We start from the raw sequence: 26,239 nt of genomic DNA on the forward strand, positions 1-26,239 counted from the left end.
TCATCATGTCAAATATCTATGTCGTGTATTGTCGAATTGACATGATGATACCAAACTGGATGGAGTAGTGCCATGCCCCAGATGCGCCCTCTCGACCCCGCCTTCCCGATCGACCGCCAGATCGCGCTCGATGCAGGCCCCGTGGTGCTGGTCAATTTGTTCACGCTGGATGCCGCGGATGAACAGAGCTTCCTGACGAGCTGGCAAGACGATGCCGCTTTCATGAAGCGGCAGCCGGGTTTCATCTCGACCCAGCTTCACCGTGCCGTCGGCGACAATCCGACCTATCTCAATTACGCGGTGTGGGAATCCAACGCGCATTTCCGCGCGGCGTTCACCCACCCCGAATTCCGCGCCAAGATCGCGGACTATCCGGCGTCGGCCGTGGCAAGCCCGCATCTGTTTCAGAAGGTGGCGGTGGCAGGAATTTGCGTGGCGTAGCTACGCATCGTCATTGCTTCGCTACGCTCGCAATGGCGGGGGAAAAGTTACCCCACGCACACTATCGTAGGGTGGGCAAAAGGCGCACTTGCGCCGTGCCCACCATCTCTCCATGAATGCAACTGAAGTCGTGGGCACGCTTCGCTTTGCCCACCCTACGGCGTCTCAACTACGGCACCTCAGCTTGCCGCGGGCAGCGCGCTGTCCGGCGGCGCACCCCACGGGCGCTCGGCCGATGCCAGCCCGATCAGGCGGCCCTGGATGTAGTCGCAGCCCCAGTCGCGCAGCATGTTGGCGGCTTCCTCGTCCTGCACCCATTCGGCCACGGTCTTGATGTCGAGGCGGCGGGCGAGGTCGATCAGGGTCTGCACGAAAGCGCGATCGTCGGCGGAATGGGTGATGTTCTGCACGAAGGCGCCGTCGATCTTGACGATGTCGACGCCGAGCTTGCGCAGGTTTCGGAACGAAGTGTAGCCGGCGCCGAAATCGTCGATGGCGATGCGGCTGCCGAAATGCTTGAGCCGGCCGACGAAGGCGCGGACGTCGTCGATGTCCTGGATCGCAACCGTCTCGGTGATCTCGACGATCAGCCGCTCGGCAACGCCGGGATGGGTCTGCATCAGCGATTCGATTCCGGCCCACCAGTCCGGATCCATGGTCGTATCCGGCGAGATGTTGAGGCTGAGGCAGATTGCGGGCGCGGCTGCGAGCTCGGCGACGACGAGCTCGAGCACGCGGTGATCGACGAGGCGGATCAGACCGAGCCGCTCCGCCACCGGCACGATGTCAGGCGCGAGCAGCACCTGGCCGTCGCCCTGATCCATCCGCACCAGGCATTCGTGGAACGCGCGCTCGCGCGAGACGGCAGCCACCACCGGCTCGTAGGCGAGCTTGATGCGGCGCTCGTTCAGCGCGGTCACGATCTCGTCGGTGACGCGGATGTTGACGCGGCGCTGCGCGTCGCGCGCGGCATCCGGACGCCAGGCCGCGAACGAGCCGGCGCGGCGGCGCTTGGCCGCGTCCAGCGTCTCATGGGCGCGGTTGACCGCCTCGTCGGTGCTACGGGCATAGCGCGGCAGGCTGACCGCGCCGATCGAGGCCGTGACCGAGACCGGCCCGGATTTGGTCGGCACCACCTCGTCGCGGATGCCGGCGAGGAAGCGTTCGGCGGCGACGTTCATGTCGTCGACAGTGCAGTTCTTCAGGATCAGACCGAACTTGTTGCCGGAGAAGCGCCCGAGCACGTCACCGCCGCGCAGCCGCGCACGGATGCGCTTGGCGACGTCGAGGATCACCGCATCCGCAACGTCGAAGCCGAAGGCGTCGTTGACGCGGGCGAGATGGTCGATGCCGACCAGCATGAAGGCTGCGGTCGAGCGGAAGCGGGTCGTCTCCTCGATCGCCTCGGCCAGCGCCGCGATCAGGTGCGAGCGGTTCAGCTCGCCGGTCAGCGGATCGAGCCGGGCGAGCTTGGTCAGCTCCTCGTCGCGGGCATGCCGCTCATTGTTGATGCGGACAGAGCCGATCGCGCGCGTGGGACGGCCATCGGGGCCGGCGAACCAGCGGCCGGTCTCCTCGATCCAGACCACGGGATCGGCGGCGCTCATGCGCACGCCATACTCGACCCGGTAGGGCGTGCCGTCGGCGCCGTGCACGGCGGAGGTCTGCGCCAGCGCGGCGGTCCGCAGCAACTGCGAAGGTTCGATCAGCTTGGCGAACTCGGCGCCGGTCGCGAGTCGTTCGGCCGGGATATCGGGGAAGACGGCGCTGACCTGCTCCCCCCAGACGATGACATCGCTGGCGATGTCCCAGGCGAACAGGGCCTGGCCGAGCGCGGCGAGGATGTCGGAGGCTTGCGGCAATGCGGGGGTCAAAAATCGCCTCGTTTCGGGACAGCAGGGGAGTCCGGAGCCGGCACAGGATAGAGCCAGATTCGCCCTCGACCCTAGGCAAAGTTGATAAACAATTTGGAAACCACGTTTCTGCGTGCGGCGGAACCAAACCGGGCCGTCCGGCATAGGCCTTGCGAGTACTGACACGCACCCGGCGCCAGCGTCCCGAAACGCGACATCTTCGCCGGATCAACGGTGATTGCGATGTTGAGTACTGATCGATCGGACGCGGTGGAAGCCGGCACGGGCACGGCCCTGGTGCCGGTCGTGCCCACGCTTGCGTGGGTCCACAAGGCGCCGCTGCCGCGTCCCGATCCGAGCTTCGTCACCCAGCTCATCGCCAATGCCGAGCACCTGCCCCAGACCACACGGCTGCGCCGCGGCTCCTCTGAGGACGCGCGGATGGCCTATGGCAGCAAGCGCCCGCTTCCAAGCGTCACCGCGCGCACGCGGCAGGTGGCTTAATTGAATCTTCTAGACGCTCGTTGCCTCGCACTCGCGGCATAGAGAGATCGTCATGCCCGGGCTTGTCCCGGGCATCCACGATCTGCCTTCAACGTGGCTAAGACGTGGATGGCCGGGACGAGCCCGGCCATGACGTGGCGGTGGCCTCGGCGCTCAGTCAGCGCGGCGCGTCGGGAGACGACGGCGTGCCGCTGCCCGGCTGCAGATGCGGCGAGGGAATTTCCGGCGAGGACGGGTTCACCGGCTTTGGCGCGGGATGATCCATCAGCACGGATTCGGCGACCGACTGCGCCGTGGGCGCGGGCGGCACGACAGGCGCGGCTTGCGGCGGCGCTGGCGCCGGCTCGAACCTGGGCTCGGATGGGGGTTCATCTGCCGGCGCTTCGGCCTGGCGCTTGGCCCTGCGCGGCGCCGGCACCGTCTCGGCGACATAGGCGACGCGGCGACGCGTGCGCTGGGCGATGCCGCCGAGGAAATCGGCCATCGCGAGCAGCACCAGCAGGAAAAAGGTGGAGTTGCCGAATTTGGGCCACATCACGAATTCGGCGGCGGCCGCGCCGAAGATGATCAGCGACAGCAGATGATCCATCAGGAATTTGGAGCCGGGCCGCGCGCCTTTGACCACCTCGAGCAGCAGCAGCACCACGCCGAGCGCAAGCAGCAGATCGGCGAGCGTGACCGGCCAGGTCTCGCCCGTGATCATCGGCACCTTGAACAGCACGTCCGTGAACGACACGGTGGGCATCAGGAAGGCGATGATGTTGTAGACCGCGAGCGGAATCAGGAGCAGCGGGAAACCGACCATCGGCGAAATGCCTTCTCGATCAAGATATCCAGACAGGACAATGCGGCGGCGAAGCATTGGCTCCGCCGCCGTCACTGTCATATCTCATGCGTTGGCCGAAATCAGGCAGGTCAAATCGTCCTGCCCCGAGAAAAGTCCGAAAACTCAGGACTCTTTCTTCTTCAGGACCTGACGGCCCTTGTACATGCCGGTCTTGAGGTCGAGATGGTGCGGACGACGGAGCTCGCCGGAGTCCTTGTCTTCCACATAGGTCGGCTTCTTGATGGCGTCTGCCGAGCGGCGCATGCCACGGCGCGACGGCGAGGTTTTTCTTCTCGGAACGGCCATTTCAATATCCTCTAGGGATTGGTGTCATCAGGGCATCGTCCGCGAGGGGACGGCTCAGCACCCGCAATACGAGGCGAGCTGAATGCCGATCAAGGCCGCGCTTATAGAGGAAGGCTGGCCGTAAAGCTAGGCTCTTGGGCCGGAAAATATGCCCCAAATGGGCCCGAAATCAGCGATTTTCCCGCCAGCAGGTCACAAGCGAGCTCGCCTGCCCCCGCGCCATATAGGCCGCCGCCAGCCGCCGGACACCCGGGCCGGGGGTCCGGGCGCTGCGTTTGACCGGGTTGGGCAGGATCGAGGCCAGCAGGGCCGCTTCCCGGGGCGAGAGGTCCTCGGCCGATTTGCCGAAGGCATAGGCGCTGGCCGCCTCCACCCCGAATTGGCCCTGGGGGCCGAGCTCGGCGATGTTGAGGTAAATCTCCAGGATCCGCGCCTTGGGCAGGACCAAGTCGATCCACAGCGCCAGCGGGAATTCCAGCGCCTTGCGGACGAAATCCCGGCCCTGCCAGAGGAACAGGTTCTTCGCCACCTGCTGCGGGATGGTGGAGGCGCCCCGGAAGGCGGTGCCGTCCTCCCTGGCGTCGTCGATGGCCTCGCGGAGCGCGCCCCAATCGATGCCGTGATGCTTGCAGAAATGAGCGTCCTCGGCCGCCACCACCGCGCGCGGCAGATAGGGCGACATGTTAGCCAGATCAATCCATTCCCGCTGCATCGGCGCGCCGCGCAAGCTGCGCCAGGCCATCAGCGTCGAAACCGGATGGCCGGCGCGGTAGAACGGCGCGATCACATAGGGCGCGAGAACCACGATCGCGAGCAGCGCCAGCAGGATTTTAACGATGCGCAAATCGACCTTTCCGGCGGAAAACGAAACGCGGCCACAAGGCTGGCATTAAGTCTGTGATAATTCGGGCCTTTTCCAGCACTTTTTACGCCTTCCAAACGATTGACTGGGGCGGGCGCATAAAGGATTGTCCGGCCGAATTTTAGTTCTGGAGCCCTTCTTGATGACCGGCACGTCCCCGTCCGATTTCGCCAAACGTCTGGACAAGACCGCTGATGATACCGAGGCCCTGCTCGGGCGCCTCTTATCGGACGACATCCTGCACGATGAGATCGCCCGGCCCAAGCGACTGATGGACGCAATGCGCTATTCGAGCCTGAACGGCGGCAAGCGCCTGCGGCCGTTCCTGGTGGTCGAGAGCGCGGCGGTGTTCGGCGTGCCGCGCGAGGCCGCGCTGCTCGCTGGCGCTGCGCTCGAATGCATCCACTGCTATTCGTTGATCCATGACGACCTGCCGGCGATGGACAATTCGGACCTGCGCCGCGGCCGCCCCACCCTGCACAAGAAGACCGATGACGCCACCGCGATCCTCGCCGGTGACGGTCTCCTGACGCTCGCCTTCGACATCATCACCCGCGACGAGATCCATCGCGACGCCAATGTGCGCCTGCTCTTGACGCGCGCGCTGGCGCGCTGCGCCGGCATCGGCGGCATGGTCGGCGGCCAGATCCTCGATCTCGCCGGCGAAGGCCGCTTTGGCGGCAACGAGCCGATCGATGTCGCCCGCATTCAGCAGATGAAGACCGGCGCGCTGTTGCGCTACGGCTGCATCGCCGGCGCGATCCTCGGCCAGGCCTCGCCAAAGGAATATCAGGCGCTCGACGATTACGGCCGCGCGCTCGGCGAAGCCTTCCAGATCGCCGATGATCTGCTCGACGTCGAAGGCGATGCGGCTGCGCTCGGCAAGCCGGCCGGCGCCGATGCCGTGCTCGGCAAGACCACCTTCGTCACCCAGCTCGGCATTGAAGGCGCCAAGCAGCGCGTGCGCGACCTGCTCGCGCGGGCCGACAGCGCGGTGTCGATCTTCGGCGACCGCGCCGCCGTGCTCCAGGCCGCCGCGCGCTTTGTGGCGGAACGGAAGAGCTGACGTTTCACCTCTCCCGCTTGCGGGAGAGGTCGCGCCGAAGGCGCGGGTGAGGGCTCTCTCGTCTTGGGGGTTCTCAATTGTGGAGACACCCTCTCCCCACCCCTCCCCCGCAAGCGGGGGAGGGAGCAGACCGCTGCAGCGGCAACAGTGTGAGAGCCATCACCATCATGGCCACCGACAAGGAAGATCCCGTCCTCGTTCGCTTCCGCAAGATGTCGCGGCCGGTGCGGCTGATCTATGCGCGGCCGCGGACCTTCATCTCGCTTGGCGTCGGTATTCTCGTCTGCCTGCTATTACCAGGCTCGCACCGACTGGTGACGCGGCTGTTGTTCGGCTGGGATGCGCTGATCGCGGTCTATCTCGTGCTGGTTTACGCGATGATGCTCTGCAACGATCACCAGCACATCCGCCGCGCGGCCGCGATGCAGGACGACGGTCGCTTCGTGATCCTGCTGGTGACGGCGATCGGCGCGTTCGCCAGCATTGCCGCAATCGTTTCGGAACTCGGCACGCCGCAGCGCGGCGCTGCCGAGTTGACCGTTGCAATCAGCACTATCGTGCTGTCATGGGCCGCTGTGCACACGACCTTCGCATTGCATTACGCCCATGATTACTATCGGGACGCCAAGCCGGGCGGCTTGCAATTTCCGAGCGGCGACAAGGACGTCCATGCCGACTATTGGGACTTCGTCTATTTTTCCTTCGTGATCGGCATGACCGCGCAGGTCTCCGACGTCGGCATCACCGACAAGACCATCCGCCGCACCGCCACCGCGCACGGCATTGTGTCCTTCATCTACAACACGGCCTTGCTGGCGCTGACGGTGAACATCGCGGCGAGCGCGATCTCGAACTGATCTGTCGTCCCTGCGAACGCCGGGACGACCCAGAGCAGTGTCAGTAGCACACCTCGGCATTGGCATCGTTGCCGGGGCCGCCGCCGCCGCGATATTCGAGGTGGCAGCCGCGGCTGACCGGACGGCAGCCGCCGCTGTTGCAGAAGACCTGCCCGCCACCCGAGCGACGGCCAGCGCCGGCGGCGGCAGCGATGCCGGCGGCAGCACCGTAGCCGCCTGCCGCAGCGCCGGCCTGACGACGCTGCCGTGCGGGACGCTCGTCGCTGTCGTCGCGCTTGGCGGTCGCGGGCTTGGCCGGCTTGGCGGCACGCTGCTTCTCGCATTCGTTGTCGTCGTTGACCGCATAGCCCTCGCGGCACACGATCTTGGTGCAGTTGTCGCCGTCGGCCTTGAAGCCGTGCTCGCAGACCAGGGGGCAGACGCGCGATTGCTTGGCCTTGACGGTATCGAGCGCATCGGTGCTCGCGACCTTCACGTCGAGCTTGGTGCCGGCATAGCGGTTGAACTGCGACAGCGACCGCTGCGAGGACGTATTCCAGTTGCCGTCGGCCTGTCCGGAGAAGCAGCCGACACGCCCGAGCTCGGTCTGCACCGAGCGGGTGAGATCGGCTGGCGTCGCCGCCGGCGTCAAGGAGGCGACATTGGTGCCGGTCGGGCTCGCCGTGCTGGACGGCGCAGTGCTAGGTGCCGCGGCGGCGAGATTGACGCGCTGCTGCTCGGCGGCAGCCGCCTGCTGCTGTGCCTGCTCCTTGGCCTTCTGCGCAGCGAGCTGCGCCTGCTCGGCGGCCTTGGCGTCAGCCGCGGCCTTGGCCTGCGCCTCCTTCTGCGCGCCAAGCGCGGCGAGACGATCACGCTCGGCCTCGGCCTGCTTCGCCTTCTCGGTCGCCGCCGCGTGAGCCTGCTCGGCGCCGATTTTCTCGAGCTGGAGCTTGGCAAGGTTCGCATAGAAGCCGTCGGGATGCTGGGCGAGAAACGCCTCCCAGGCCGCCCTGTTGCCGACCTGGAGCGAGAGCTCATAGTCGCGGCGGATATCCGCCTGCGGATTTACCACGGGCGCCGTTGGCGCCGCGGCCACCACCTTGACCGGCACCAGCGGCACGTCCTCGCCGCCGAGCGAGCCATACACGAACGGCTCCTGCTTGTTGCCGGTCGACTTGAGCACGTCATCGCGCACGAAGCCGAAGGCGCGGCGGACGTCGAGGCCCGGCGTCGTCAGATGCTTCGACAACGCCATTGTGAACGGGCTGTTGGCGCCGTCGCCGTCCTGCGCGGTGAAACCGGCCTTGGCCGAATAGGCGATCAGCGTGTTGGGGCTGGTCGGCTCGACCTGGGCAAGGCCGCGGCCGATGCCGCGCGTCGCGATCGTGCGCTTCATGGTCTTGCCGAACGGATTGTCGCGGCAGGCATCCAGGATCACCAGGCGCAGCTGCTTGGCGGGCTCGACCGCGACCAGGACACGGTCGAGCGACAGCGCCTCGTCGTACACGTCGGTGTCGCGCTCGAGCTTGGCGTCGACAGGGATCAGATAATTCGAGCCTTCGACCTCGATGCCGTGGCCGGCATAATAGACTACGGCGATGTCGGCATCGCGGGTCGCGTCCGCAAAGTCGCGCAGCACGCGCCGCGTGTCGAGCGCCGACAGATCGTGACGGGACTCGACGACGTCGAAGCCGGCCTCCTTCAGCGTCTTCGCCATCACCGAACCGTCATTGACGGGGTTCGCGAGCGAGGGCGCATGCTGGTACGCCGAGTTGGCCAGCACCAGCGCGACGCGCTTTCCGGCAAAGGCGGGCTCGGCGCCGAACAGCAGCGCGGCGGCGAGCAGAAGCGGGCAAAGTCTGAGCAGATTGCGCATGACACGACTTCCGAAGTTCAGGGGCAGTTCAAGCCCCTTTGGGACCGCTTTAGCAGGACCCGCTGCGGCCGCTTGTGATGGAGGTCACGAAGGCGGCGCGGGCAGCAGGCCGAACGACCCTTTATGTTTGTCGCGCCAGTGCGGCTGGGGTTCGCCGACACTGGCGCGCTCGTCTGGTCCCCCTAGGAATCCCCGATGTGCCCCCGATATTGCGGAAGATTGTCCGTAATCTCGTGCCAGGGCGCCTTCGAACCGACGAAGATATGGGCGGTCGGCCGGATCGAGGGGGCATCGACCAGGGTTCCCATGGCGACATGGACCCATTTTCCCTCGCGCACCCGGGAATAAAGCAGCGAGCCGCAGCGCGCGCAGTGGGCATCATGGGTGGTGTCGTCACCGTAGACGAGGCGCTGGTCCGCGCCCTGGACGAGGCGGAGCTTGTGCTGCTCGATCCCGGCGAACGGCTTGAAGGCGGAGCCGGTGGTGCGGCGGCAATTCGAACAGTGGCAGTTCATCGCATAGGAAAACGCGTCCGCCACCTCGAAGCGCACGGTGCGGCAATAGCATTCGCCGGTGAGGATACGAGAGTTCGAATTTTCTGATCCGGTCATGGCGACGCCTTCGCGCAAATGGCTGACACACCCATAGCGCATTCTGATGTGTACGACTAAGTTCCTCGCAAGACATCATGCAAAAGGATGACCCATGAGCCAGAACCGTTCGAGCGTCGAAGCCGTCGTGCAATCCTATTTCGACGGGCTCTATGAGGGTGACGCCGACAAGCTCGGCGCCATCTTCCATCCCTCCGCCGATTTGCGCTGGGTCGAGAAGGGCGAATTGCAGGTCCTGACCGTGCCCGACTGGCTCGACCGCGTGCGCAAGCGCCCTTCCGGCAAGGCCGAAGGCAAGCCGCGCGAGGATTTCATCGTCACCATCGACCGCTCCGACGACAAGACCGCCTTCATCAAGGTCCGCTGCCAGCTGCCGCCGCGCTACTTCACGGACTATCTGGTCGCGATGAAGCTCGCCGACGGCTGGCAGATCGTATCGAAATCGTATCGGTACGATTTGAGAGAGTGAGGGCTTTGGCTTCCGCTGCCCGAAATCGGGCGCACTCGCTCCCCAGTCTCTGTCATTGCGTGCGCAGCTCTCGCCACGTCGTTGCGAGGAGCTCTTGCGACGAAGCAATCCAGAATCCCTCCGCGGGAAGACTCAGGATTGCTTCGTCGCTTCGCTCCTCGCAATGACGACGCAGATGCAGCCTCCGCTAATTTCCCGCCTCCACTCACCTGAAAGCCTCCCCATGCCTATCGACCGCCGCTCCCTGCTCGCCTCGCTTTGCTGGATCGCCGCCTCTCCCGCGTTCGCCGCGGAGGCGCCGCCTGAGCTCGAATCCTACGAGCGCGAGAGCGGCGGGCGGATCGGGCTCTATGCCGAGAACCTCGCGACCGGTGCAAAGCTCACCTGGCGCGCCGACGAGCGGTTCGTGATGTGTTCGACATTCAAGGCCTCGCTCGCAGCCTGCGTGCTGGCGCGGGTCGATCGCGGCGAGGAGCAGCTTGCAGCCATGATCCCTTACGGCCCGGCCGACCTGCTGGACTACGCGCCGGTCGCCAAGCAAAATCTCGCGGCCGGCAAGATGTCGGTCGCCGAGATGTGCAAGGCGATCGTCGAGCTCAGCGACAATACCTGCGCCAATCTGCTGCTGGCGCGGGTCGGCGGGCCCGCCGCACTCACCGCGTTCTGGCGATCGCTCGACGATGCCACCTCGCGGCTCGACCGCAACGAGCCCGAGCTCAATCGCTCCCCGCCCGGCGATCCCCGGGACACCACGACGCCGGCGGCGATGGCCGGCAATCTGAAGCGGCTGGTCGTGGGCGAGGCGCTGTCGCCGGCCTCACGTGCGCAGCTCACCGAATGGATGGTGGGCTGCAAGACCGGCGCGAACCGGCTGCGCGGCGGCCTGCCCCCGGGCTGGAAGATCGGCGACAAGACCGGATACAACGGCAAGGATGCCGCGGGCGACATCGCCGTCGTCTGGCCCAAGCCGGACAACAGGCCGGACGTGCCGATCCTGATCGCGACCTATGTCCAGGGCGGCACGCCGGCTGCGGCCCAGATCGAGGCCGTGTTCGCGCGCGTCGGACGCATGGTGGCCGAACGGCTGGGGTGAGCCGTGCCGCATTGACCTTGCGATTGCTTCCGGGCCAAGACAGGCCATGATCGCAGCGAAATTCCAGACCTTTCTCATTCTACTCACCGTCCTGGCGGGCACCGCGCTGGTCGCCCGCCGCTTCAACATCGCGCCCGCCATTCTCCTGATGCTGTCCGGCGTCGGCCTCGCCTTCGTCCCAGGCATGCCGCCGGTCGAGCTGCCGCCGGAACTGGTGCTGCTGATGGTGCTGCCGCCGCTGATCTACTCGGCCAGCGTCGCGATGAGCTGGCGCGAGTTCAGGAACAATCTGCGCCCGATCGTGCTGCTCGCAGTCGGCGCGGTGATCTTCACCGCGGCGATGGTGGCCGCCGCCACGCACTATCTGATCGGCCTGCCCTGGACCATCGGCTTCCTGCTCGGGGCGATCGTCGCGCCGCCCGACGTGGTGGCGCCGCTCGCGATCGCGCGCCGGCTGAACCTGCCGCGCCGGCTCGTGGTCATCCTCGAAGGCGAAGGGCTCGCCAACGATGCCACCGCGCTGATCCTCTACCGCTTCGCGCTCGCCGCCATCATGGTCGGCCACTTCTCGCTGCCGCTGGCCGCCGGTGAATTCGCCCTCATCGTCGCCGGCGAGATCGCGTTCGGCATCGGCGTCGGCTGGCTCTCCCTGCGTTTCCGCAAATGGTCCGGGGATCCGCAGGTCGAGCTGACGCTGTCGCTGATCACGCCCTACGTCTCCTACTGGCTGCCCGAGCATGTCGGCGGCTCCGGCGTGATCGCCACGGTCGCCTGCGGCCTTTACGTCAGCTGGAACGGCCCGCTGCTGATCTCGTCGGCGACGCGCCTGCAGGGCATCTTCTTCTGGGACCTCATCATCTACCTGATCGAGGGCCTGCTGTTCCTGCTCACCGGCTTCCAGATGCGCGCGCTCTACGAGAAATCGAAGGCGTTCCCCCTCGACGACATCCTGATCGCGACCGCGGTGGTCCTGACGATCATCGTGACCGCGCGCTTCACCTGGCTTTATCCGGCGACCTATCTGCCGAGGATCCTCTCGAAGTCGCTGCGCGAGCGCGATCCCTCGCCGCCGTGGCAATGGCCGTTCGTGCTCGCCTTCACCGGCGTGCGCGGCGCCGTGTCGCTCGCGGCCGCGCTGGCGCTGCCGTTCACGCTGCCCGGCGGCGAGGCCTTCCCGTATCGCGACCTGATCCTGTTCGTCGCCTTCGGCGTCATCTTCGTCACCCTGATCGGCGTCGGCCTGACGCTGCCGCCCGTGGTGCGCTGGCTCGGCGTCGCCGAAGCCGGCCGCAACGAGCACGTCGCGGAGCACGAGGCCGAGATCGCGGCGCGCCGCCAGGCGCTCGATGCCGCGTTGAAATCACTCGACGCGCTGACCGCGGAGAAGGAAGTCTCCGACGAGGTGATGCGGCTGCTGCGCGCGCGCCACGAGATCCGCGTCAACCAGCTTCCGGACTCACTCGATCCCGCGCACCACGACGTCTCCGCCGCCGGCACCGCGCTGACCCGCGAGCTGATCGCCGCCGAACGCAAATTCATCCACGAACTCCTCCGCGATGGCGAGATCACCGACGAGACAAGGCGGCGGATCGAGCGCGATCTAGACCTGGAGGAGGCGAGCCTGGCGAACCGGGAGTATCGGGGGGTACCGCTGTAGCAGCCCGTCATTGCGAGCATAGCGAAGCAATCCAGACTGCCGCGGCGGAAAGACCCTGGATTGCTTCGCTGCGCTCGCGATGACGGCTGTTGAAACACACGGGGCAAGCTACCGCCTTTCACAGAACTCCCCGACCCCCGCCGCAACAGCCCTCGCAATCATCTCCTGCCGCTCGGACGAGTTCAGCTCCATCTCCTCATCGCGGTTGATGATCGAGCCGGCCTCGAGCAGCACGGCAGCACTCCGCGTCCGCGACAGCACGATGAGCCCGTCATAGCGGTAGACGCCGACATCCTTGTCGAGCAGCTGGCGGCGGTAGCGGCCCATCACCGGTAGCGTGTACTGGCTGGCATAGTGAAGGCCCTGCTCCTTGAGCTGCCTGCCGATCATCCGCGCCAGCAGCAGGCTGGTGGCGAAGTGCGGATTCTGCTGCGACACGAACAGCGAGTGACCCGAGAAGCGGTCGCTGAAATAGCTCTTCGCGCCGTCGAACTCCCAGGTCTCGAGCAATTTATCCGGCACCGAATCGTGATGGATCGACAGGAACAGATCGGTCCGGCTGTCATTGGCGGCACTGACGCGCTTGAACAGGCTCGGCCGCGCCTTGCCGTCCGTAACGAGCAGGCGGGTGCCGACAAAACCTTCGGACTTGAGCCTCGCCGTGATGAGTTTTGCGAGAACGAAGTTGAAGCCGAATTCCGGATCATTGCGGGCGCTAAGCGCGCCGTAGGCGTCCGGGGTATGCCCGACATCCACGACGATGCGGAATTTCCGCGGCTCGCATGTCTCCGGCGCAGTCGCTTTCGGCCTCGCCTTTGCCGCCTTCCGCGACGCGGCCGCCTGGCCAGGGTCAACTGGCGACAGCAAAAGCGGGATCAGCGCAAACGCAAGAGCGACGATGGCGCGCCACGGCTTGCTCACACCGGCCTTTCCCCCTTCACCGTCACCCGCGTGCCCGAGCGCGTATGCGGCCAGTAGTCCCACATCGCGCGATGCTGGGTGCAACGGTTGTCCCAGAACGCGATGGCGTTCTCGGTCCAGCGGAAGCGGCATTGGAACAACGGGTTCTCGACGTGCTGGTAGAGATAGGCGAGCATCGCGTCGCTCTCGTCGCGCGGGATGCCGTTGATGTGGCGGGTAAAGCCGCGGTTGACGTAGAGCGCCTTTCTGCCCGTGACGGGATGCGTGCGCACCACGGGGTGCTCGGCGTTCGGATAGGAGGGACGGTCGGCGACGCCATAGTTCGCGTAGAGCCCGCGATAGATCGGCTCGCCGTCATGCAGGGCGGTGAGGCCATCGAGATAGGCCTTCATGCGGTCCGACAGCGCCTCATAGGCGGCGTACATGTTGGCGAACAGCGTGTCGCCGCCGCGCGGCGGGCACTGCTTGATGTAGAGGATCGAGCCCATCGGCGGCTCGAGATCGCAGGACACGTCCGAGTGCCAGCCCTCGCCATTGGCACGCGGCGAGTTCTTGTCGGCGTAGATCTTCATCAAGGCCGGGTCTTCGTCCTCGTGGGGAGCTGCGGGGTGGAAATGCAATTCACCGAACTTGCGGCCAAAGGCGAGATGCTGCTTTGGCGTGATGTGCTGGTCGCGAAAGAAGATCACGAGGTTTTCGGCGAGCGCGCGATGGATCTCGTCCATCTGCCGGTTGGAGCGCGCGTCACCCTCGACGAGCTGACCGATATCGACGCCGGAGATTTCCGCACCGATGATGGGGGTGAGCTTTTCGACCGCGATGGTCTCGTAAGGCGCGCCGTCGTCCGCCGTGTGGCGATAGCGCGGACCCTGCTTGCCGGCGAGTGAGCTCATCGCGTGTCTCCCGATCATTGTTGATTGGGAGCCATCGTAGCCCGGATGGAGCGAAGCGCAATCTGGGAACGGTCGTTCTGCGGCGCGCCCCCGGATTTCGCGCGCGCCATCCGGGCTACGCACGCAAAAAATAAGGCGGGTCTCGCTTCGCGAACCCGCCTTACGACTCCAATGTTTCGGAGAAAACTACTCCGCCGCGGTCACCGGGACCTTGGCGCTCTGACCGTAGCGCTGGTCGATGTAGTCGATCACCAGCGCCTTGAAGTCGGCGGCGATGCCGGGGCCGCGCAGCGTGCGGAACTTCTTGCCGTCGACAAACACGGGGGCGGCCGGCGCTTCGCCGGTGCCGGGCAGCGAGATACCGATATTGGCGTGCTTGGATTCGCCGGGGCCGTTGACGATGCAGCCCATCACCGCGACGTTGAGCTCTTCGACGCCGGGATATTTGGTCTTCCAGGTCGGCATCTCGTCGCGGATGAAATCCTGGATCGAGCGCGCCAGCTCCTGGAACGTGGTCGAGGTGGTGCGGCCGCAGCCGGGGCACGCCGCGACCAGCGGCACGAAGGTGCGGAAGCCCATGGTCTGCAAGAGCTCCTGGCCGACCTGCACCTCGCGGGTGCGGTCGCCGCCGGGCTCCGGCGTCAGCGAGATGCGGATGGTGTCGCCGATGCCCTGCTGCAGCAGGATGCCGAGCGCCGCCGACGAGGCGACGATGCCCTTCGAGCCCATGCCGGCCTCGGTGAGGCCGAGATGGATGGCGTAATCCGAGCGCGACGCGAGGTCCTGGTAGACCGCGATCAGATCCTGCACGGCCGAGACCTTGGCCGAGAGGATGATGCGGTCCTTCGGCATGCCGAGCTCCTGGGCCCGCGCGGCCGAGAGCAGCGCCGACTGCACCATCGCTTCACGCGTCACCGCGCGCACGTCGCGCGGATTCGGCGACGCGGCGTTCTCGTCCATCAGCTTGGTCAGCAGCTCCTGGTCGAGCGAGCCCCAATTGGCGCCGATGCGCACCGGCTTGTTGTTCTTGTTGGCGATCTCGATGATGTCGGCGAACTGGGTGTCGCGCTTGTCCTTGAAGCCGACATTGCCGGGATTGATGCGGTACTTGGCGAGCGCCTCGGCGCAGGCCGGATGCTCGGCGAGCAGCTTGTGGCCGATATAGTGGAAGTCGCCGATCAGCGGCGTGGTGATGCCGCGCTTGGCGAGGCCGTCGCGGATGTGCGGAACGGCGGCTGCGGCTTCCTCACGGTCCACGGTGATGCGGACCATTTCGGAGCCGGCGCGCGCCAGCGCTGCGACCTGGGCGATGGTGCCGTCGATGTCGGCGGTGTCGGTGTTGGTCATCGACTGCACGACGATCGGCGCACCGCCGCCCACAGTGACGTCGCCGACCTTCACCTGGGTGGTCTGGTGCCGGGGCGCCGGGCCCGCGAGGTCGGAATCGATGGAGTTTTCGAGCTTGTTCATGGGGTCCAAATATCAGGTTTTGGTGACGTTCAGCAATGCATCAGCTGGCGCCGCAGCCTCTCGGCTCGGACGGTTAACCAGAAAAAGCCCAGCAATTACAAGGACGGCGGCCGCCCCGAAAGCCAGGCTCAAGGTGTCGTGCATGATGAAATAGCTACCCACCACGCCAAACAAAGGGGTGATGAAGGTAAAAGCCGACAATTTGCTGGCCGAATAGGCCTTCACCAGCGCGAACCAAAGCGTGAACGTGGTTCCGACCACCCAGATCGCCTGGAAGGCCATCAGGCCGAGCGACAGCGGCGATGGGGTATGGGTGATGGTCTCCCCGAACAGATACGCCGCCAGCCCGAGGATCGGGATCGAGGTCGCGACCTGATAGCCGAGCGCCTTCTCGGGAGCTGCGAAGCGCAGCCGGGTGCCCTTGGCGACCAGCGTGGTCGCGGCCCACAGCGCGGCGCCGCCGACGATCAGGAGATCGCCGACCAGAACATGCGCGTCGACATTGGGTTGCGGCACGCCGATCGCGAGCGCGACGCCGGCAAAGCTGATGGCAAGGCCCAGCCATTGCGATGCGCCGAGCCGCTCGCCGAGCACCTGATAGGAGCCGAGCGCCACGAAGAACGGCGCGGTGTAGAGGAACACCACCGCGCGGGAGGCGGAGGTCAGGCGCAGGCCCTGGAAGATCAGCACGAACTCGATGCCGAACATCAGCCCGGCGATCAGGCCGGCCTTCCACGTCCCATCACGCTCGAAGAATTTCACGCCGCGCAGGGTGCCGATGATGAACAGCACCGGCAGCGCGCCCATCGAGCGGATCATCGCCTGGAGCATCGGCGGGACATCCGGCAGCACCAGCTTGATCGCGATCTGGTTGAACCCCCAGGTCAGGCACAGCATGAGCATCAGGGCGATGGCGCCGGCACTGAGGGGACGACCGGCGGACGGGATGGCTTGAGGTGTGGGCATGTTTCCTGGGATCCGGCTTTGCGCCGTTGTTGCTTGACTGATCAGACGGCGGACTCTTCACCTCTCCCCAACGGGGAGAGGTCGATTTGCGAAGCAAATCGGGTGAGGGGGCGCCGGCCCCACGAGAGAGCGAAGCCCCTCACCCGCGCCTTCGGCGCGACCACTCCCCCTGGGAGAGGTGAGCACCGCCATTGTGGCTCGAGCTGATCCCATCTTTCTAAGAGACTTTCTGACAATGGGTGCAGACGCCCGTGATCTCCACCACGGACAATTTGGGGGCAAAGCCTGAGCTGCGCGCCGCGGCGTTGAGACCCCCGGCGAAGGATGCCGAGGGGATCTCGCCGACGAGGCCGCAGCGCTCGCAGATCAGGAACGCCACCGCCGAGGTCGAATCGTGGTCGTGGGCGGCGCAGGCGAGATAGGCGTTGCGGCTTTCGATGCGGTGCACGAGGCCGTTGGCCATCAGGAAATCGAGCGCACGGTAGACCGTGATCGGCGCCGGCCGCGCCATCGACTTGGCGAGTTCGTCAATCACCTCATAGGCCCCGAGCGGGCGATGGCTGGAGAGCAAGGCGCCCAGCACCTGGCGGCGGATCGGCGTGAATTTCTGCGCGCGCTGCTCGCAAACCGTCTCGGCATGCGCCAGCGCGTCCGCGGTGCAGCGGCCGTGATCGTGGTCGGGCGCAGGAAAGGCCGGCTTTGCGAGGGTCATGCCGGCAGCGTTCTAGCATTTCGGTGAGGGAACCCAAAGCGCGCCGCGGAATGCGGCTGCCAGCCATGCTCTCGCCGCGGGACAGCATCCCGGTAGCCCGCCATGAAATAATCATAAGCTTGCTTATTATATGCCAAGCTTATTGGAGACCAAGCTTATGACCCGCGGGTCTGTCGACCAGAACTTCCTGTTTACGCTCGGCGAGCTCTACCGCCTCCTGCGCGTCTACGCAGACAAGGAGGCCTCGCGCTTCGGCATCACCCGCGCGCAATGGGCCGTGCTGGCCAAGGTCGAGCGCAGCGAAGGCATGAAACAGTCGGAACTCGCCGAGCTGCTGGAGATGCAGCCGATCACGCTGACGCGGCTGATCGACAAGCTGTGCGACAACGACTGGATCGAGCGCCGCAGCGATGCCTCGGACCGCCGCGTCAAGCGGCTTTATCTGAAGAAAGCCGGGCGGCAATTGCTCGGCCGGATGAGCGGGCTGAAGTCCGAGCTCACGGCCAACGCCCTCGACGGCATCAACCCGGCGGACGCCCACCGCCTCCTCACCCAACTCGAAACGATCAAGGAAAACGTGCGTAACGCGATCCAGAATAGCGGAGCGGAACAAGCGCGTAAGGAGCAGCGCTATGGCTGATCAAGTCCTCAAGTTCCAGCCCGAGCAGAAGATCGACAGCGGCAAGCCGACCAAGAAGGCCGGCACCGATCCGCGCCGCCGGTTCGTGGCAGGCCTGCGCCGCTATCGCCGCTTCCTGCTGATGGTCGTGCTGCCTGTTGTGGTCGCCGTCGGCGGCCTCACCTTCTATCTCAATGGCGGCCGCTATGTCGGCACCGACGATGCCTATGTCGGCGCGCAGAAGGTGCTGGTGACGCCAGACATCTCCGGCAAGATCGAGAAGGTCGTGGTCAAGGAAGGCCAGATCGTCAAGCAGGGCGACGAGCTGTTCGAGATCGATCCCGTGCCGTTCCGCCTGGCGGTGGACGAGGCCAAGGCGCAGCTGATGCAGGCGCAGACCACCTATGACAATCTCCGCGCCAACATCAAGATCTACGGCGACATGCTGGATCTCGCCCAAAAAGGCGTCGACCTGAAGCAGCGCGACGTCGAGCGCAAGCAGGCGCTGGTGAAGAACAGTTACGGCTCGCAGCTCGACCTCGACAACGCCGCGAACGCGCTGGTCACGTCGGGCTCGATCGCGCAATACGTCAAGCAGCAGATCTCGACGGCCAAGACGCAATTGCTCGGCGACATCGACCTGCCGTTGGAGAAATTCCCGCCCTACGCACAGGCCAAGTCCAAGCTCGACAATGCCGAGCGCAATCTCGACCACGCCGTGGTGCGTGCGCCGATGAGCGGCGTGGCGACGCAGGTCGAGCAGATTCAGCTCGGCCGTTACGTCACCGCAGGCATGGCGGTGTTCTCCATCATCGACGTCGCTCATCCCTGGGTCGACGCCAATCCGAAGGAGAGCGACCTCACCTATGTCACCGAGGGACAGCCTGTGACCCTCGAGGTCGACGCGTTCCCGAACCACGTCTTCAAGGGCAAGATCGGCTCGCTCTCGCCCGGCACCGGCGCGCAATTCGCGATCCTGCCGCCGCAGAACGCCACCGGCAACTTCGTCAAGGTGGTGCAGCGTGTGCCGATCCGAATCTATTTCGACGAGACCGACAAATACGTGAGGAAGCTGAAGGCCGGCATGAGCGTCTATGCCACCATCGACACCGGCCACAAGCGCTCGCTCGCCGGACTGTTTGGCCTGTCGGCGACGGCCGCTCACGACAAGGACTGATCCAATGTCCGGCCCCAATGCCAGCCTGATGGTGCCCGGCCTGCGCCGGAACATGGTGACGATCTGCGCCATGACCGCGACCATCATGCAGGCGCTGGACACCACCATCGCCAATGTCGCCCTGCCCTACATGCAGGGCACGCTGTCGGCCTCGCAGGACCAGATCAACTGGGTGCTGACCTCCTACATCGTCGCCGCGGCGATCATGACGGCGCCGGTGGGCTGGATCGCCAACCGCTACGGCCGCAAGCGCATCTTCATCATCTGCTCGGCCGGCTTCACCATTGCCTCCGTGCTGTGCGGCCTCGCGCAGGACATCAACCAGATGGTGCTGTTCCGCCTGCTGCAAGGCGTGTTCGGCGCCGCGCTTGTGCCGCTGTCGCAGTCGGTGATGCTCGACTATTACACGCTCCAGGAACGCGCCAAGGCGATGTCGATCTGGGGCATGGGCGTGATGATGGGCCCGATCATGGGCCCCTCGCTCGGCGCTTGGCTGACCGAGACCTATTCCTGGCACTGGGTGTTCTTCGTCAATTTGCCGTTCGGCGCGATCACCGTGATCGGGCTCATCATCTTCATGGACGAGACCAAGAAGGACCTCAGCCTCAAATTCGACTGGCTCGGCTTCGCCGCGCTGGCGATCGCGATCGGCGCCCTCCAGCTCGCGCTCGACCGCGGCGAGCAATTGGGCTGGCTCGAATCGAACGAGATCATCGCGGAATTCATCGTCTCGGCCGTCGCCTTCTACTTCTTCCTCGCGCACTCCTTCACGACCTCGACGCCGTTCATCCGCTTCGCGCTGTTCCGGGATCGCAATTTCGTCACCGGCTGCATGTTCATGGTCGTGATGGGCCTCGTGCTGTTCTCGACCATGGCGCTGGCCTCGCCCTACATGCAGAACGTGATCGGCTATCCCATCATCACCGCCGGCCTGCTGCTGGCAAGCCGCGGCTTCGGCACCTTCTTCGCCATGATGCTGGTCGGCCGCATGATGCGCTATTTCGAGGCGCGCACGCTGATCATCACGGGCCTGACGCTGACTGCGGGCTCGCTATTCCAGATGACCGGCTGGACCGACCTCACCCAGGTGCCGGAGATCGTGACCGTCAGCGTGATCCAGGGCTTTGGCTTCGGCCTCGTGTTCGTGCCGCTCTCGACCGTGGCATTCCTGACGCTGCCGAACAATTTGCGCACCGACGGCACCGCGATGCTGACCCTGATGCGCAACGTCGCGAGCTCGGTCGGCATTTCCGTCGTCATCGCCGAGCTGACGCAGGGAACGCGGCGGACCTATGCGATCCTCTCCGAGCACATCAATCCGTTCAACCACGCGCTGCAGATGCCCGACGTGCGCGGCATGATCAATCTGTCTACCGACGCCGGCCGCGCCATGGCTGACAGGATGGTCAGCGTGCAGGCGCAAATCATCGCCTTCGCGCACGACTACCAGCTGGTGATGTTCTTCATCCTCTTCACCATCCCGCTCGCCCTGCTGATCGGCTCGACCAAGGCCACGCTGCGCAAGCAGGCCGCGGGGCCGGAACACGCGGTGATGGAGTAGTTATCGGACGTTAGCGCTTCACACCGTCATTGCGAGCGCAGCGAAGCAATCCAGAGTGCATCCGCGGCGATAGCTGGATTGCTTCGTCGCAAGTGCTCCTCGCAATGACGGCTTGTGGCACGAGCTTCTACAACAGCTCCTCGCACCCCAAATCCTCGACCGCCATCATCACCCGCTCGAGGTTGTTCCACCAAATCAGCGGCGGAATGTTGATGCTCCATTGCCAGACCGGCTTGGTGATCTGCCAGAGCACCGACAGGCGATAGTCCTGATCGAGCGCGCCGCGCGTGTAGCCGGTGACACCATTGGCCATCAGCGTCTCGTGATAATGATTGAGCAGCGGCCGCTCGAGCGTCTGTCGTTGCTGCGGATACCATTGGGTCGCCATCATGTAGGCGAGGTCGGTCGTGGGCACGTTGACGCGCCATTGGTCGAAATCGAAGATTCGCACGGTGTCTGCGACGCCGGGGCGCGGCAGCAGGAAATTCCAGATATGGGCATCGCCATGCGCAATGCTGATGTGACGCCGTGACTGATAGCGCTGGGACAGCCGGGCCGAATGCTCGATCAGGCGGCGATAGAGGGTGCGGCGCTCTTCGCTGAGGCGGTCGCCGAGCAGATCGGCAAAACGGTCGTAATGGCCGGCAAAGGTCTCCATGTGCTGCGCTCGGTCCTCGGCGCTCGCCCAGCTGCCGACGGTATCGCCAAGGCCTGGATGGTCCCACCATGCCGCATGCCAGCGCGCCAGGGTCGTGACGATGGCCATCGCCTGCTCGCGCGACGGCGGCAGAGGCCATTGGGTCGCGAGCACATGGCTGTCGGTGAGATCCTCGAGCAGAAGATGCCAGGCCTGGCTCTCCTCGTCGAAGCTGCCGTCGAAGCAGCGCGGCGCGAGCCCCCGCGGCATGCTCGGCGCAAGTTGCGTGTAGAAAGCCACCTCGTGCCGGCCGGCATCTGCAAGCGATTTTGCGAAGGCGGCATGCGCAGTCTTCAGGATCAGCGATTGCGGGGCACCGGCGGATTCGCCGACATAGCGCAGGCCGAGGCGGACGATGTGCGACAGGACGGTGTCGCGCTGGTGCAGCACCTTCACCTCGCGCACGGCGCCGGCGTCCAGCACGCCGCTCCTGCGCAGCGCGGCCGTCAGTTGAGCGGGCTCAACGACCGCCGGCAGTTGTGGAAGTGTCATGACCACGATGCCCCCGTCCCGCGCCATTCTGCACGATCACACCCCCGGGCACCAGCTGATGCCCCGCCTACGCCGCGGCGGTCGAGTCCCGCACGGTCCGGACCACGACCGACCGCAGCTGTTCGAGATTGGCCGCCATGCCGGCGATCGCCTGCCTCACCTCCGTGGCGCGTTCGTTCACGGAGGCAGCGTCGCGGCTGACACTGCCGATCTTGGCTGAGACCTCCTTGGCGGCGGACGCCGATTCGGAGATCGACCGGGCGATCTGCCGCGTCGCGGCGTCCTGCTCGCCCATCGCGGCGGCAACCGAGGTGGCGACGCCGTCGATCTCGACGATGTGGCCTCCCATGCTCTCGACGGCATCGACGGCGGCCTCGGTCGAGGCCTGGATCTCGGCGATCAGCCGCGTGATCTCCTCGGTGGATTTGGCGGTCTGATCCGACAGCGATTTCACCTCTGCAGCGACCACCGCGAAGCCGCGGCCGGCTTCGCCGGCGCGCGCGGCCTCGATCGTGGCGTTGAGCGCCAAAAGATTGGTCTGGCCGGCGATGCCGCCGATGAGATCCGAGACCTCGGCGATCTTCTTCACCGCGCCCGCCAGCGCCTGGATGGTCGAACGCGCCTGCTCACGGCCGGCGACCGCCGATTTGGTGACGGTCGAAGTCCGCGCCACCTGGGTCGCGATCTCCCGGATCGAGGCGCTCAACTGTTCGGCCGCGACAGAAACGGTCTGCGAGCTGCCCAGCGCCTGGGTGGAGGCCGCGGCCACCGCCTGCGACTCCGCCGACAGCGACCTCGCGATCTCGGACAGGCTGGAGGCGGCCCGCTCGACGCCCTGGCTCGCCGCACTCGCGGTGTCGACCGAGCGGCCGGTCTCGCGCTCCACGGTTTCGGCCATCTGGTTCAGGGCAGAGCGCTTGGCAAGCACGGCTTCCTGCTCCTGGCGCTGCTGCTCCTCACGCAGGCGGGAATTCTCGACCGCCGCCTGCTTGAACACCAGAAGCGCGCCCGCCATCGAGCCGACCTCGTCCTGACGGTGCGCGAAAGGAATATCGGTGGCGAGATCGCCGGTCGCGAGCTTCTGCATCGCCCCGGTCATCCGCACGATCGGTCGCACCACGCCGACGGCAACGCCGAGCAGACCCGCGGCAATGAAGGCGAGGACGGCGGCGGAGACGCCGAGAAGGATGTAAAGCATCGAGCTGTCGCGGTCCGCGGCCAGCTTCTCCATGGCGGCATTCTGTTTGTTGGCGTTCTCGACGATGCTGTCGATGACGGCGCGGTGCGCGGTGTAGGCATCCTTGAGCTGCGCATAGGCGCGCTCGGCGGCGGCCGTATCCTTGGCCTTGAGGGCCGGCAGCACCTGGTCGCACGCCTTCCAGAATTTTTGCACCTCGGCATCGGATTTTTGCACCAGGGCAGTCTTCAGGTCGGCCGAGAGGCTGGAGGCGACCCAGTAAGCCTTGCGCTCGTCGTAATCCTTGCGGAGCTGGACCAGGCGCTCGCCATGGGCCGCCAGCTGATCCGGCTCGCGCATGGCGAGGGTGGCTTCGAGATAGGCCTCGATGACGTATTCCGGCGGCGGCAGGATGTCGGCGATGAGGTCATTGCCGAGCTTGATGTCGGAATAGAGCGGACCGCCGACCTTGAGTTCGCGTAGCGCATAGAGACTGGTGGAGACGACCGCGGTGAAGCCGATGGCCAGCACGATTCCGAACGCAATAATCGCGGACGACAACGACAGGCGAATTTTCATGGGGCAATCCGGGCGCGAATCAAATTCGCACTGACCCTAGACCGCTACGGTAAATACGGGCTTTCCTCGCGGAGAGGTTGCAGAAGAAAAGCTCCGGAGAACTACGGGAAGAAGTGCCGCCAATCGGTTTGGGTCAATGAACTGACGCTCAAACGCGCACCGGCTGCGATTTTGCGCTGAATGAGAAGCGCGTAGCGGCGACCGGGAGTCGCCGCTACGCATTGCCTTAGACGTCGAAGAACACCGTCTCGTTGTCGCCCTGAAGCCGCAGATCGAGCCGGTAGACCGGCTTGCCGGCTTCGCGCACCGCGGTCAGCGTGGCGCGGCGATCGGCCGGCACCAGCGCCAGCACGGGGTCGGCGGCGTTGCCGGCCTCGTCGCTGAAATAGATCCGGGTGTAGAGATGCCGCAGCATGCCGCGTCCGAACACCGCGAGCACGATGTGCGGCGCCTGCGGCTTGCCATCGGGATCCGGCACTGCGCCCGGCTTGATGGTGTCGAAGGAATAATTGCCGTCCTTGTCGGTGCCGCAGCGGGCAAAGCCGCGGAAGCTGGCGTTCGGCAGCGCGCGCTTGTCCTGCGGGTCGGCAAAGCGTCCCTGCGCATCCGCCTGCCAGATCTCCAGCATGACGTCGGGCACGACGACGCCGTCGCCGTCGAACACCCGGCCCTCGATGCGGATGCGGTCGCCGGTGACGTCGGGCGTCAGCGTCGAGTTGGTGAACGCGTCGTTCCACGCGTACTCGCCGTTCGGCGTCAGGCCGTATTTGAAGAACGGACCGACGGTCTGCGATGGCGTGATCCCATTGGGCTTCACAGAATCCTGCACTAGTGGTTCTCCATAGGCGTGGCGTTCTTGCCGCGCAGCACGATGTCAAAGCGGTAGCACAGCGCCCATTCGGGCTGGGTGTTCTCGAGGTCGAACGACGACACCATCCGCGCCCGCGCCTTCTCGTCCGGCACCGAGTTGAAGATCGGGTCGAACGGAAACAGCGGATCAGCAGGGAAATACATCTGCGTCACCAGGCGCGTGACGAAGGAATGGCCGAACACCGACAGATGGATGTGCGCGGGTCGCCAGGCGTTGTGGTGATTGCCCCAAGGGTAGGCGCCGGGCTTGATGGTGACGAAGCGATAATAGCCGTCGGCATCGCTCACGGTGCGGCCCGCGCCGGTGAAATTCGGATCGAGCGGCGCCGGATGCTGGTCGCGGACATGGACATAGCGGCCGCAGGAATTGGCCTGCCAGATCTCGACCAGCGAATTCGGCACGCCGCGGCCGTCCTCGTCGCGGACATGACCGTGCACGATGATGCGCTCGCCGATCGGCTCGCCGGCATGCTGGGTGGTGAGGTCGTTGTCGCCCTTGCGCACGGTCTCGTGGCCATAGACCGGGCCGGTGAGCTCCGACAGGGTGTGGCGCATCGGGATCAAGGGCTTGTTCGGCGCGCGCTTGATCGAGCTCTTGTAGTCGGGCGACAGCGGCAGCGGATGCGCCTTGTTGCTGTCGGTGAGGTAGATGAATGTCATTGGCGAACTCCTCCCCGGCCATTTTGGTCCGGCCGGTCAACGCTTCCGCCAATCATTATAGGATATAACTAATTGGGGGAAGCGGGTTTAAGCCTCCTGCGCCGACGCTATTTGATCGGCGGACGTGGCAGCACGGCTTCCCCAGCTTCGAGCCGGTAGGTGTGGTCGAGCGAGTACCAGGGCGTCGCGACGTCGGGCGCGGTCGGATGCGGCGCATCATGGCGCTGGAACTTGCCGATCAGCGCCTGCGTCACGCCGAACTGCACGTCGCTGTCGATATGCGGATCGGCGGGATCGTAGACCTGCGAGATCAGCACCTTGAATCCGGGCTTGAAGATCAGGGCGTGCAGATGCGCGGGTCGATAGGGGTGCCGGCTCTGCGCCTCCAACAGGCGCCCGACCACGCCGTTGGTCGGAATGGGATAGCCGACCATCATCACCGAGCGGAAGGCGAAGCGCCCGTCTTGGTCGGTCGTGAACTTGCCGCGCAGGTTCATGTCGGCCTGCTCAGGGTCCTGGTTCTCATAAAGGCCAACCGGTGAAGCATGCCAGACATCGACCTCGGCACCGGCGACGGGACGGCCGCCCTTGTCGACGACGCGGCCGCTCACGAACAGCGGCGCACCCGGCGTCTCCGAGCGCACGATCGATCCGCCATTCTCGACCCGCGGCGAGTTCAGCCGCCAGAACGGCCCGAGCAGCGACTGGTCGGTTTCGGTATTACCGTTGTCGCCATTGTTGAGCAGGCACACCAGCGGAGAGACGCCCAGCGAGCCCGCCATCAGCACGACTTCGTTGTGCGTGTCGGTGGTCAGCTTACCGAGTTCGGCCACGATCGCGGTGGCATCGCGAAACTCCTTCTCGGTCAGGCGAACGTCGCGGACGAAGGCGTGGAGGTGCTTGACCAGCGAGACCATGATCTGGCGGAGCCGCGGATCGGATGTCCGCTCCATCACCGCCAGAGCTGCAGCCGTGACGTCCTGCTCGCGCTCGATGATCATGCTCGTCTCCCAACCACCCGGTCGTTCCGGGGCGCGAGTGAAAC

Annotated in this window: 26 protein-coding genes; 10 read left to right on the forward strand and 16 right to left on the reverse strand. The window is 65.5% G+C overall.

Annotated elements, in window-relative coordinates; genetic code table 11:
- Positions 1 to 72 precede the first annotated feature (72 nt).
- Complete coding sequence (locus AAFG16_RS45840; protein WP_027563254.1) at positions 73 to 441, forward strand: antibiotic biosynthesis monooxygenase family protein; 369 nt, start codon at positions 73 to 75, stop codon at positions 439 to 441.
- A gap of 179 nt (positions 442 to 620) precedes the next feature.
- Here the strand turns inward: AAFG16_RS45840 and AAFG16_RS45845 are convergent, their stop codons facing one another.
- A complete protein-coding gene (locus AAFG16_RS45845) occupies positions 621 to 2,315 on the reverse strand; it encodes a bifunctional diguanylate cyclase/phosphodiesterase (RefSeq protein ID WP_342735855.1) in 1,695 nt (564 codons plus the stop codon).
- A gap of 222 nt (positions 2,316 to 2,537) precedes the next feature.
- Between AAFG16_RS45845 and AAFG16_RS45850 the strand changes: the two genes are divergently transcribed.
- Positions 2,538 to 2,798 (forward strand): hypothetical protein, encoded by a 261-nt coding sequence (locus tag AAFG16_RS45850; protein ID WP_342735857.1) that lies wholly within the window; start codon positions 2,538 to 2,540, stop codon positions 2,796 to 2,798.
- Between the two features lie 157 nt (positions 2,799 to 2,955).
- Here AAFG16_RS45850 and AAFG16_RS45855 read toward each other — a convergent pair whose 3' ends face one another.
- From AAFG16_RS45855 to mtgA, 3 genes are all read right to left on the reverse strand, one after another.
- On the reverse strand, positions 2,956 to 3,603 hold the full coding sequence (locus AAFG16_RS45855) for a hypothetical protein (protein ID WP_342735859.1): 648 nt from the start codon (positions 3,601 to 3,603) through the stop codon (positions 2,956 to 2,958).
- Between the two features lie 144 nt (positions 3,604 to 3,747).
- The gene (rpmF, locus tag AAFG16_RS45860; protein ID WP_007598106.1) at positions 3,748 to 3,930 is read right to left on the reverse strand and encodes a 50S ribosomal protein L32; all 183 of its coding nucleotides are present in this window, start codon (positions 3,928 to 3,930) and stop codon (positions 3,748 to 3,750) included.
- A gap of 169 nt (positions 3,931 to 4,099) precedes the next feature.
- A complete protein-coding gene (gene mtgA, locus AAFG16_RS45865) occupies positions 4,100 to 4,774 on the reverse strand; it encodes a monofunctional biosynthetic peptidoglycan transglycosylase (protein WP_342735861.1) in 675 nt (224 codons plus the stop codon).
- A 160-nt stretch (positions 4,775 to 4,934) separates the two neighbouring features.
- Here mtgA and AAFG16_RS45870 point away from each other — a divergent pair, with 160 nt between their 5' ends.
- Together AAFG16_RS45870 and AAFG16_RS45875 are read left to right on the forward strand one after the other, a co-directional pair.
- On the forward strand, positions 4,935 to 5,858 hold the full coding sequence (locus AAFG16_RS45870) for a polyprenyl synthetase family protein (protein WP_283082734.1): 924 nt from the start codon (positions 4,935 to 4,937) through the stop codon (positions 5,856 to 5,858).
- Between the two features lie 167 nt (positions 5,859 to 6,025).
- Entirely contained in the window at positions 6,026 to 6,715 is a 690-nt protein-coding gene (locus AAFG16_RS45875; protein WP_342735864.1) for a DUF1345 domain-containing protein, read from the forward strand.
- 40 nt (positions 6,716 to 6,755) lie between these two features.
- Here AAFG16_RS45875 and AAFG16_RS45880 read toward each other — a convergent pair whose 3' ends face one another.
- Positions 6,756 to 8,570, reverse strand: a complete 1,815-nt coding sequence (locus AAFG16_RS45880) for a caspase family protein (protein ID WP_342735866.1) — start codon at positions 8,568 to 8,570, stop codon at positions 6,756 to 6,758.
- 182 nt (positions 8,571 to 8,752) lie between these two features.
- Positions 8,753 to 9,181, reverse strand: a complete 429-nt coding sequence (locus tag AAFG16_RS45885) for a GFA family protein (RefSeq protein WP_342735868.1) — start codon at positions 9,179 to 9,181, stop codon at positions 8,753 to 8,755.
- A gap of 94 nt (positions 9,182 to 9,275) precedes the next feature.
- Here AAFG16_RS45885 and AAFG16_RS45890 point away from each other — a divergent pair, with 94 nt between their 5' ends.
- The 3 genes from AAFG16_RS45890 to AAFG16_RS45900 all read left to right on the forward strand — a co-directional run bounded on the left by AAFG16_RS45890 (position 9,276) and on the right by AAFG16_RS45900 (position 12,400).
- The gene (locus tag AAFG16_RS45890; RefSeq protein WP_342735870.1) at positions 9,276 to 9,650 is read left to right on the forward strand and encodes a nuclear transport factor 2 family protein; all 375 of its coding nucleotides are present in this window, start codon (positions 9,276 to 9,278) and stop codon (positions 9,648 to 9,650) included.
- A 223-nt stretch (positions 9,651 to 9,873) separates the two neighbouring features.
- A complete protein-coding gene (bla, locus tag AAFG16_RS45895; protein WP_342735872.1) occupies positions 9,874 to 10,743 on the forward strand; it encodes a class A beta-lactamase in 870 nt (289 codons plus the stop codon).
- Positions 10,744 to 10,789: 46 nt separating this feature from the next.
- Entirely contained in the window at positions 10,790 to 12,400 is a 1,611-nt protein-coding gene (locus AAFG16_RS45900; protein ID WP_283082740.1) for a Na+/H+ antiporter, read from the forward strand.
- Positions 12,401 to 12,508: 108 nt separating this feature from the next.
- On the opposite strand, the gene AAFG16_RS45905 is transcribed toward AAFG16_RS45900, so the two are convergent.
- The 5 genes from AAFG16_RS45905 to AAFG16_RS45925 all read right to left on the reverse strand — a co-directional run bounded on the left by AAFG16_RS45905 (position 12,509) and on the right by AAFG16_RS45925 (position 17,362).
- Positions 12,509 to 13,321 carry an N-acetylmuramoyl-L-alanine amidase gene (locus tag AAFG16_RS45905; RefSeq protein WP_342735874.1) on the reverse strand — a complete coding sequence of 271 codons (813 nt, stop codon included), beginning with the start codon at positions 13,319 to 13,321 and terminating at the stop codon, positions 12,509 to 12,511.
- Positions 13,318 to 14,214: a TauD/TfdA family dioxygenase gene (locus AAFG16_RS45910; protein WP_283082742.1), complete on the reverse strand. Its 897-nt coding sequence runs from the start codon at positions 14,212 to 14,214 to the stop codon at positions 13,318 to 13,320. The genes AAFG16_RS45905 and AAFG16_RS45910 overlap by 4 nt, the downstream gene beginning before the upstream one ends.
- Before the next feature lie 186 nt (positions 14,215 to 14,400).
- Positions 14,401 to 15,684 (reverse strand): flavodoxin-dependent (E)-4-hydroxy-3-methylbut-2-enyl-diphosphate synthase, encoded by a 1,284-nt coding sequence (gene ispG, locus AAFG16_RS45915; protein WP_342735877.1) that lies wholly within the window; start codon positions 15,682 to 15,684, stop codon positions 14,401 to 14,403.
- A gap of 12 nt (positions 15,685 to 15,696) precedes the next feature.
- A complete protein-coding gene (locus AAFG16_RS45920) occupies positions 15,697 to 16,650 on the reverse strand; it encodes a DMT family transporter (protein WP_342735879.1) in 954 nt (317 codons plus the stop codon).
- A gap of 217 nt (positions 16,651 to 16,867) precedes the next feature.
- A complete protein-coding gene (locus tag AAFG16_RS45925; protein WP_283082745.1) occupies positions 16,868 to 17,362 on the reverse strand; it encodes a transcriptional repressor in 495 nt (164 codons plus the stop codon).
- A 157-nt stretch (positions 17,363 to 17,519) separates the two neighbouring features.
- Between AAFG16_RS45925 and AAFG16_RS45930 the strand changes: the two genes are divergently transcribed.
- From AAFG16_RS45930 to AAFG16_RS45940, 3 genes are read left to right on the forward strand one after another with little or no spacing between them, the layout of a single operon-like run.
- Positions 17,520 to 18,002, forward strand: coding sequence for a MarR family transcriptional regulator (locus AAFG16_RS45930; RefSeq protein ID WP_027563272.1), 483 nt, complete (start codon positions 17,520 to 17,522; stop codon positions 18,000 to 18,002).
- On the forward strand, positions 17,995 to 19,158 hold the full coding sequence (locus AAFG16_RS45935; protein ID WP_342735883.1) for an HlyD family secretion protein: 1,164 nt from the start codon (positions 17,995 to 17,997) through the stop codon (positions 19,156 to 19,158). The genes AAFG16_RS45930 and AAFG16_RS45935 overlap by 8 nt, the downstream gene beginning before the upstream one ends.
- A 4-nt stretch (positions 19,159 to 19,162) precedes the next feature.
- Positions 19,163 to 20,719, forward strand: coding sequence for an MDR family MFS transporter (locus AAFG16_RS45940; RefSeq protein WP_283082747.1), 1,557 nt, complete (start codon positions 19,163 to 19,165; stop codon positions 20,717 to 20,719).
- 127 nt (positions 20,720 to 20,846) lie between these two features.
- Here the strand turns inward: AAFG16_RS45940 and AAFG16_RS45945 are convergent, their stop codons facing one another.
- From AAFG16_RS45945 to AAFG16_RS45965, 5 genes are all read right to left on the reverse strand, one after another.
- The gene (locus AAFG16_RS45945) at positions 20,847 to 21,935 is read right to left on the reverse strand and encodes a phosphotransferase (protein WP_342735885.1); all 1,089 of its coding nucleotides are present in this window, start codon (positions 21,933 to 21,935) and stop codon (positions 20,847 to 20,849) included.
- A 40-nt stretch (positions 21,936 to 21,975) separates the two neighbouring features.
- A complete protein-coding gene (locus tag AAFG16_RS45950) occupies positions 21,976 to 23,664 on the reverse strand; it encodes a methyl-accepting chemotaxis protein (protein ID WP_342735887.1) in 1,689 nt (562 codons plus the stop codon).
- A gap of 226 nt (positions 23,665 to 23,890) precedes the next feature.
- A complete protein-coding gene (gene pcaG, locus AAFG16_RS45955) occupies positions 23,891 to 24,493 on the reverse strand; it encodes a protocatechuate 3,4-dioxygenase subunit alpha (RefSeq protein ID WP_283082750.1) in 603 nt (200 codons plus the stop codon).
- Positions 24,493 to 25,194 (reverse strand): protocatechuate 3,4-dioxygenase subunit beta, encoded by a 702-nt coding sequence (gene pcaH, locus AAFG16_RS45960; RefSeq protein ID WP_342735889.1) that lies wholly within the window; start codon positions 25,192 to 25,194, stop codon positions 24,493 to 24,495. Before pcaH ends, pcaG begins: the two co-directional genes overlap by 1 nt.
- A gap of 107 nt (positions 25,195 to 25,301) precedes the next feature.
- Positions 25,302 to 26,195: a dioxygenase gene (locus tag AAFG16_RS45965; RefSeq protein ID WP_342735892.1), complete on the reverse strand. Its 894-nt coding sequence runs from the start codon at positions 26,193 to 26,195 to the stop codon at positions 25,302 to 25,304.
- Positions 26,196 to 26,239 lie beyond the last annotated feature (44 nt).

Origin of the sequence: Bradyrhizobium sp. B117, assembly GCF_038969555.1 — a bacterium.
Classification (GTDB): domain Bacteria; phylum Pseudomonadota; class Alphaproteobacteria; order Rhizobiales; family Xanthobacteraceae; genus Bradyrhizobium.

Bases quoted from the DNA above. Each gene is read 5' to 3' on its own strand.
- AAFG16_RS45840 (WP_027563254.1), top strand. From the start codon at position 73: ATGCCCCAGATGCGCCCTCTCGACCCCGCCTTCCCGATCGACCGCCAG.
- AAFG16_RS45850 (WP_342735857.1), top strand. From the start codon at position 2,538: ATGTTGAGTACTGATCGATCGGACGCGGTGGAAGCCGGCACGGGCACG.
- AAFG16_RS45855 (WP_342735859.1), bottom strand. From the start codon at position 3,603: ATGGTCGGTTTCCCGCTGCTCCTGATTCCGCTCGCGGTCTACAACATC.
- rpmF (WP_007598106.1), bottom strand. From the start codon at position 3,930: ATGGCCGTTCCGAGAAGAAAAACCTCGCCGTCGCGCCGTGGCATGCGC.
- AAFG16_RS45870 (WP_283082734.1), top strand. From the start codon at position 4,935: ATGACCGGCACGTCCCCGTCCGATTTCGCCAAACGTCTGGACAAGACC.
- AAFG16_RS45875 (WP_342735864.1), top strand. From the start codon at position 6,026: ATGGCCACCGACAAGGAAGATCCCGTCCTCGTTCGCTTCCGCAAGATG.
- AAFG16_RS45880 (WP_342735866.1), bottom strand. From the start codon at position 8,570: ATGCGCAATCTGCTCAGACTTTGCCCGCTTCTGCTCGCCGCCGCGCTG.
- AAFG16_RS45885 (WP_342735868.1), bottom strand. From the start codon at position 9,181: ATGACCGGATCAGAAAATTCGAACTCTCGTATCCTCACCGGCGAATGC.
- AAFG16_RS45890 (WP_342735870.1), top strand. From the start codon at position 9,276: ATGAGCCAGAACCGTTCGAGCGTCGAAGCCGTCGTGCAATCCTATTTC.
- bla (WP_342735872.1), top strand. From the start codon at position 9,874: ATGCCTATCGACCGCCGCTCCCTGCTCGCCTCGCTTTGCTGGATCGCC.
- AAFG16_RS45900 (WP_283082740.1), top strand. From the start codon at position 10,790: ATGATCGCAGCGAAATTCCAGACCTTTCTCATTCTACTCACCGTCCTG.
- AAFG16_RS45910 (WP_283082742.1), bottom strand. From the start codon at position 14,214: ATGAGCTCACTCGCCGGCAAGCAGGGTCCGCGCTATCGCCACACGGCG.
- ispG (WP_342735877.1), bottom strand. From the start codon at position 15,684: ATGAACAAGCTCGAAAACTCCATCGATTCCGACCTCGCGGGCCCGGCG.
- AAFG16_RS45920 (WP_342735879.1), bottom strand. From the start codon at position 16,650: ATGCCCACACCTCAAGCCATCCCGTCCGCCGGTCGTCCCCTCAGTGCC.
- AAFG16_RS45925 (WP_283082745.1), bottom strand. From the start codon at position 17,362: ATGACCCTCGCAAAGCCGGCCTTTCCTGCGCCCGACCACGATCACGGC.
- AAFG16_RS45930 (WP_027563272.1), top strand. From the start codon at position 17,520: ATGACCCGCGGGTCTGTCGACCAGAACTTCCTGTTTACGCTCGGCGAG.
- AAFG16_RS45935 (WP_342735883.1), top strand. From the start codon at position 17,995: ATGGCTGATCAAGTCCTCAAGTTCCAGCCCGAGCAGAAGATCGACAGC.
- AAFG16_RS45940 (WP_283082747.1), top strand. From the start codon at position 19,163: ATGTCCGGCCCCAATGCCAGCCTGATGGTGCCCGGCCTGCGCCGGAAC.
- AAFG16_RS45945 (WP_342735885.1), bottom strand. From the start codon at position 21,935: ATGGCGCGGGACGGGGGCATCGTGGTCATGACACTTCCACAACTGCCG.
- AAFG16_RS45950 (WP_342735887.1), bottom strand. From the start codon at position 23,664: ATGAAAATTCGCCTGTCGTTGTCGTCCGCGATTATTGCGTTCGGAATC.
- pcaH (WP_342735889.1), bottom strand. From the start codon at position 25,194: ATGACATTCATCTACCTCACCGACAGCAACAAGGCGCATCCGCTGCCG.
- AAFG16_RS45965 (WP_342735892.1), bottom strand. From the start codon at position 26,195: ATGATCATCGAGCGCGAGCAGGACGTCACGGCTGCAGCTCTGGCGGTG.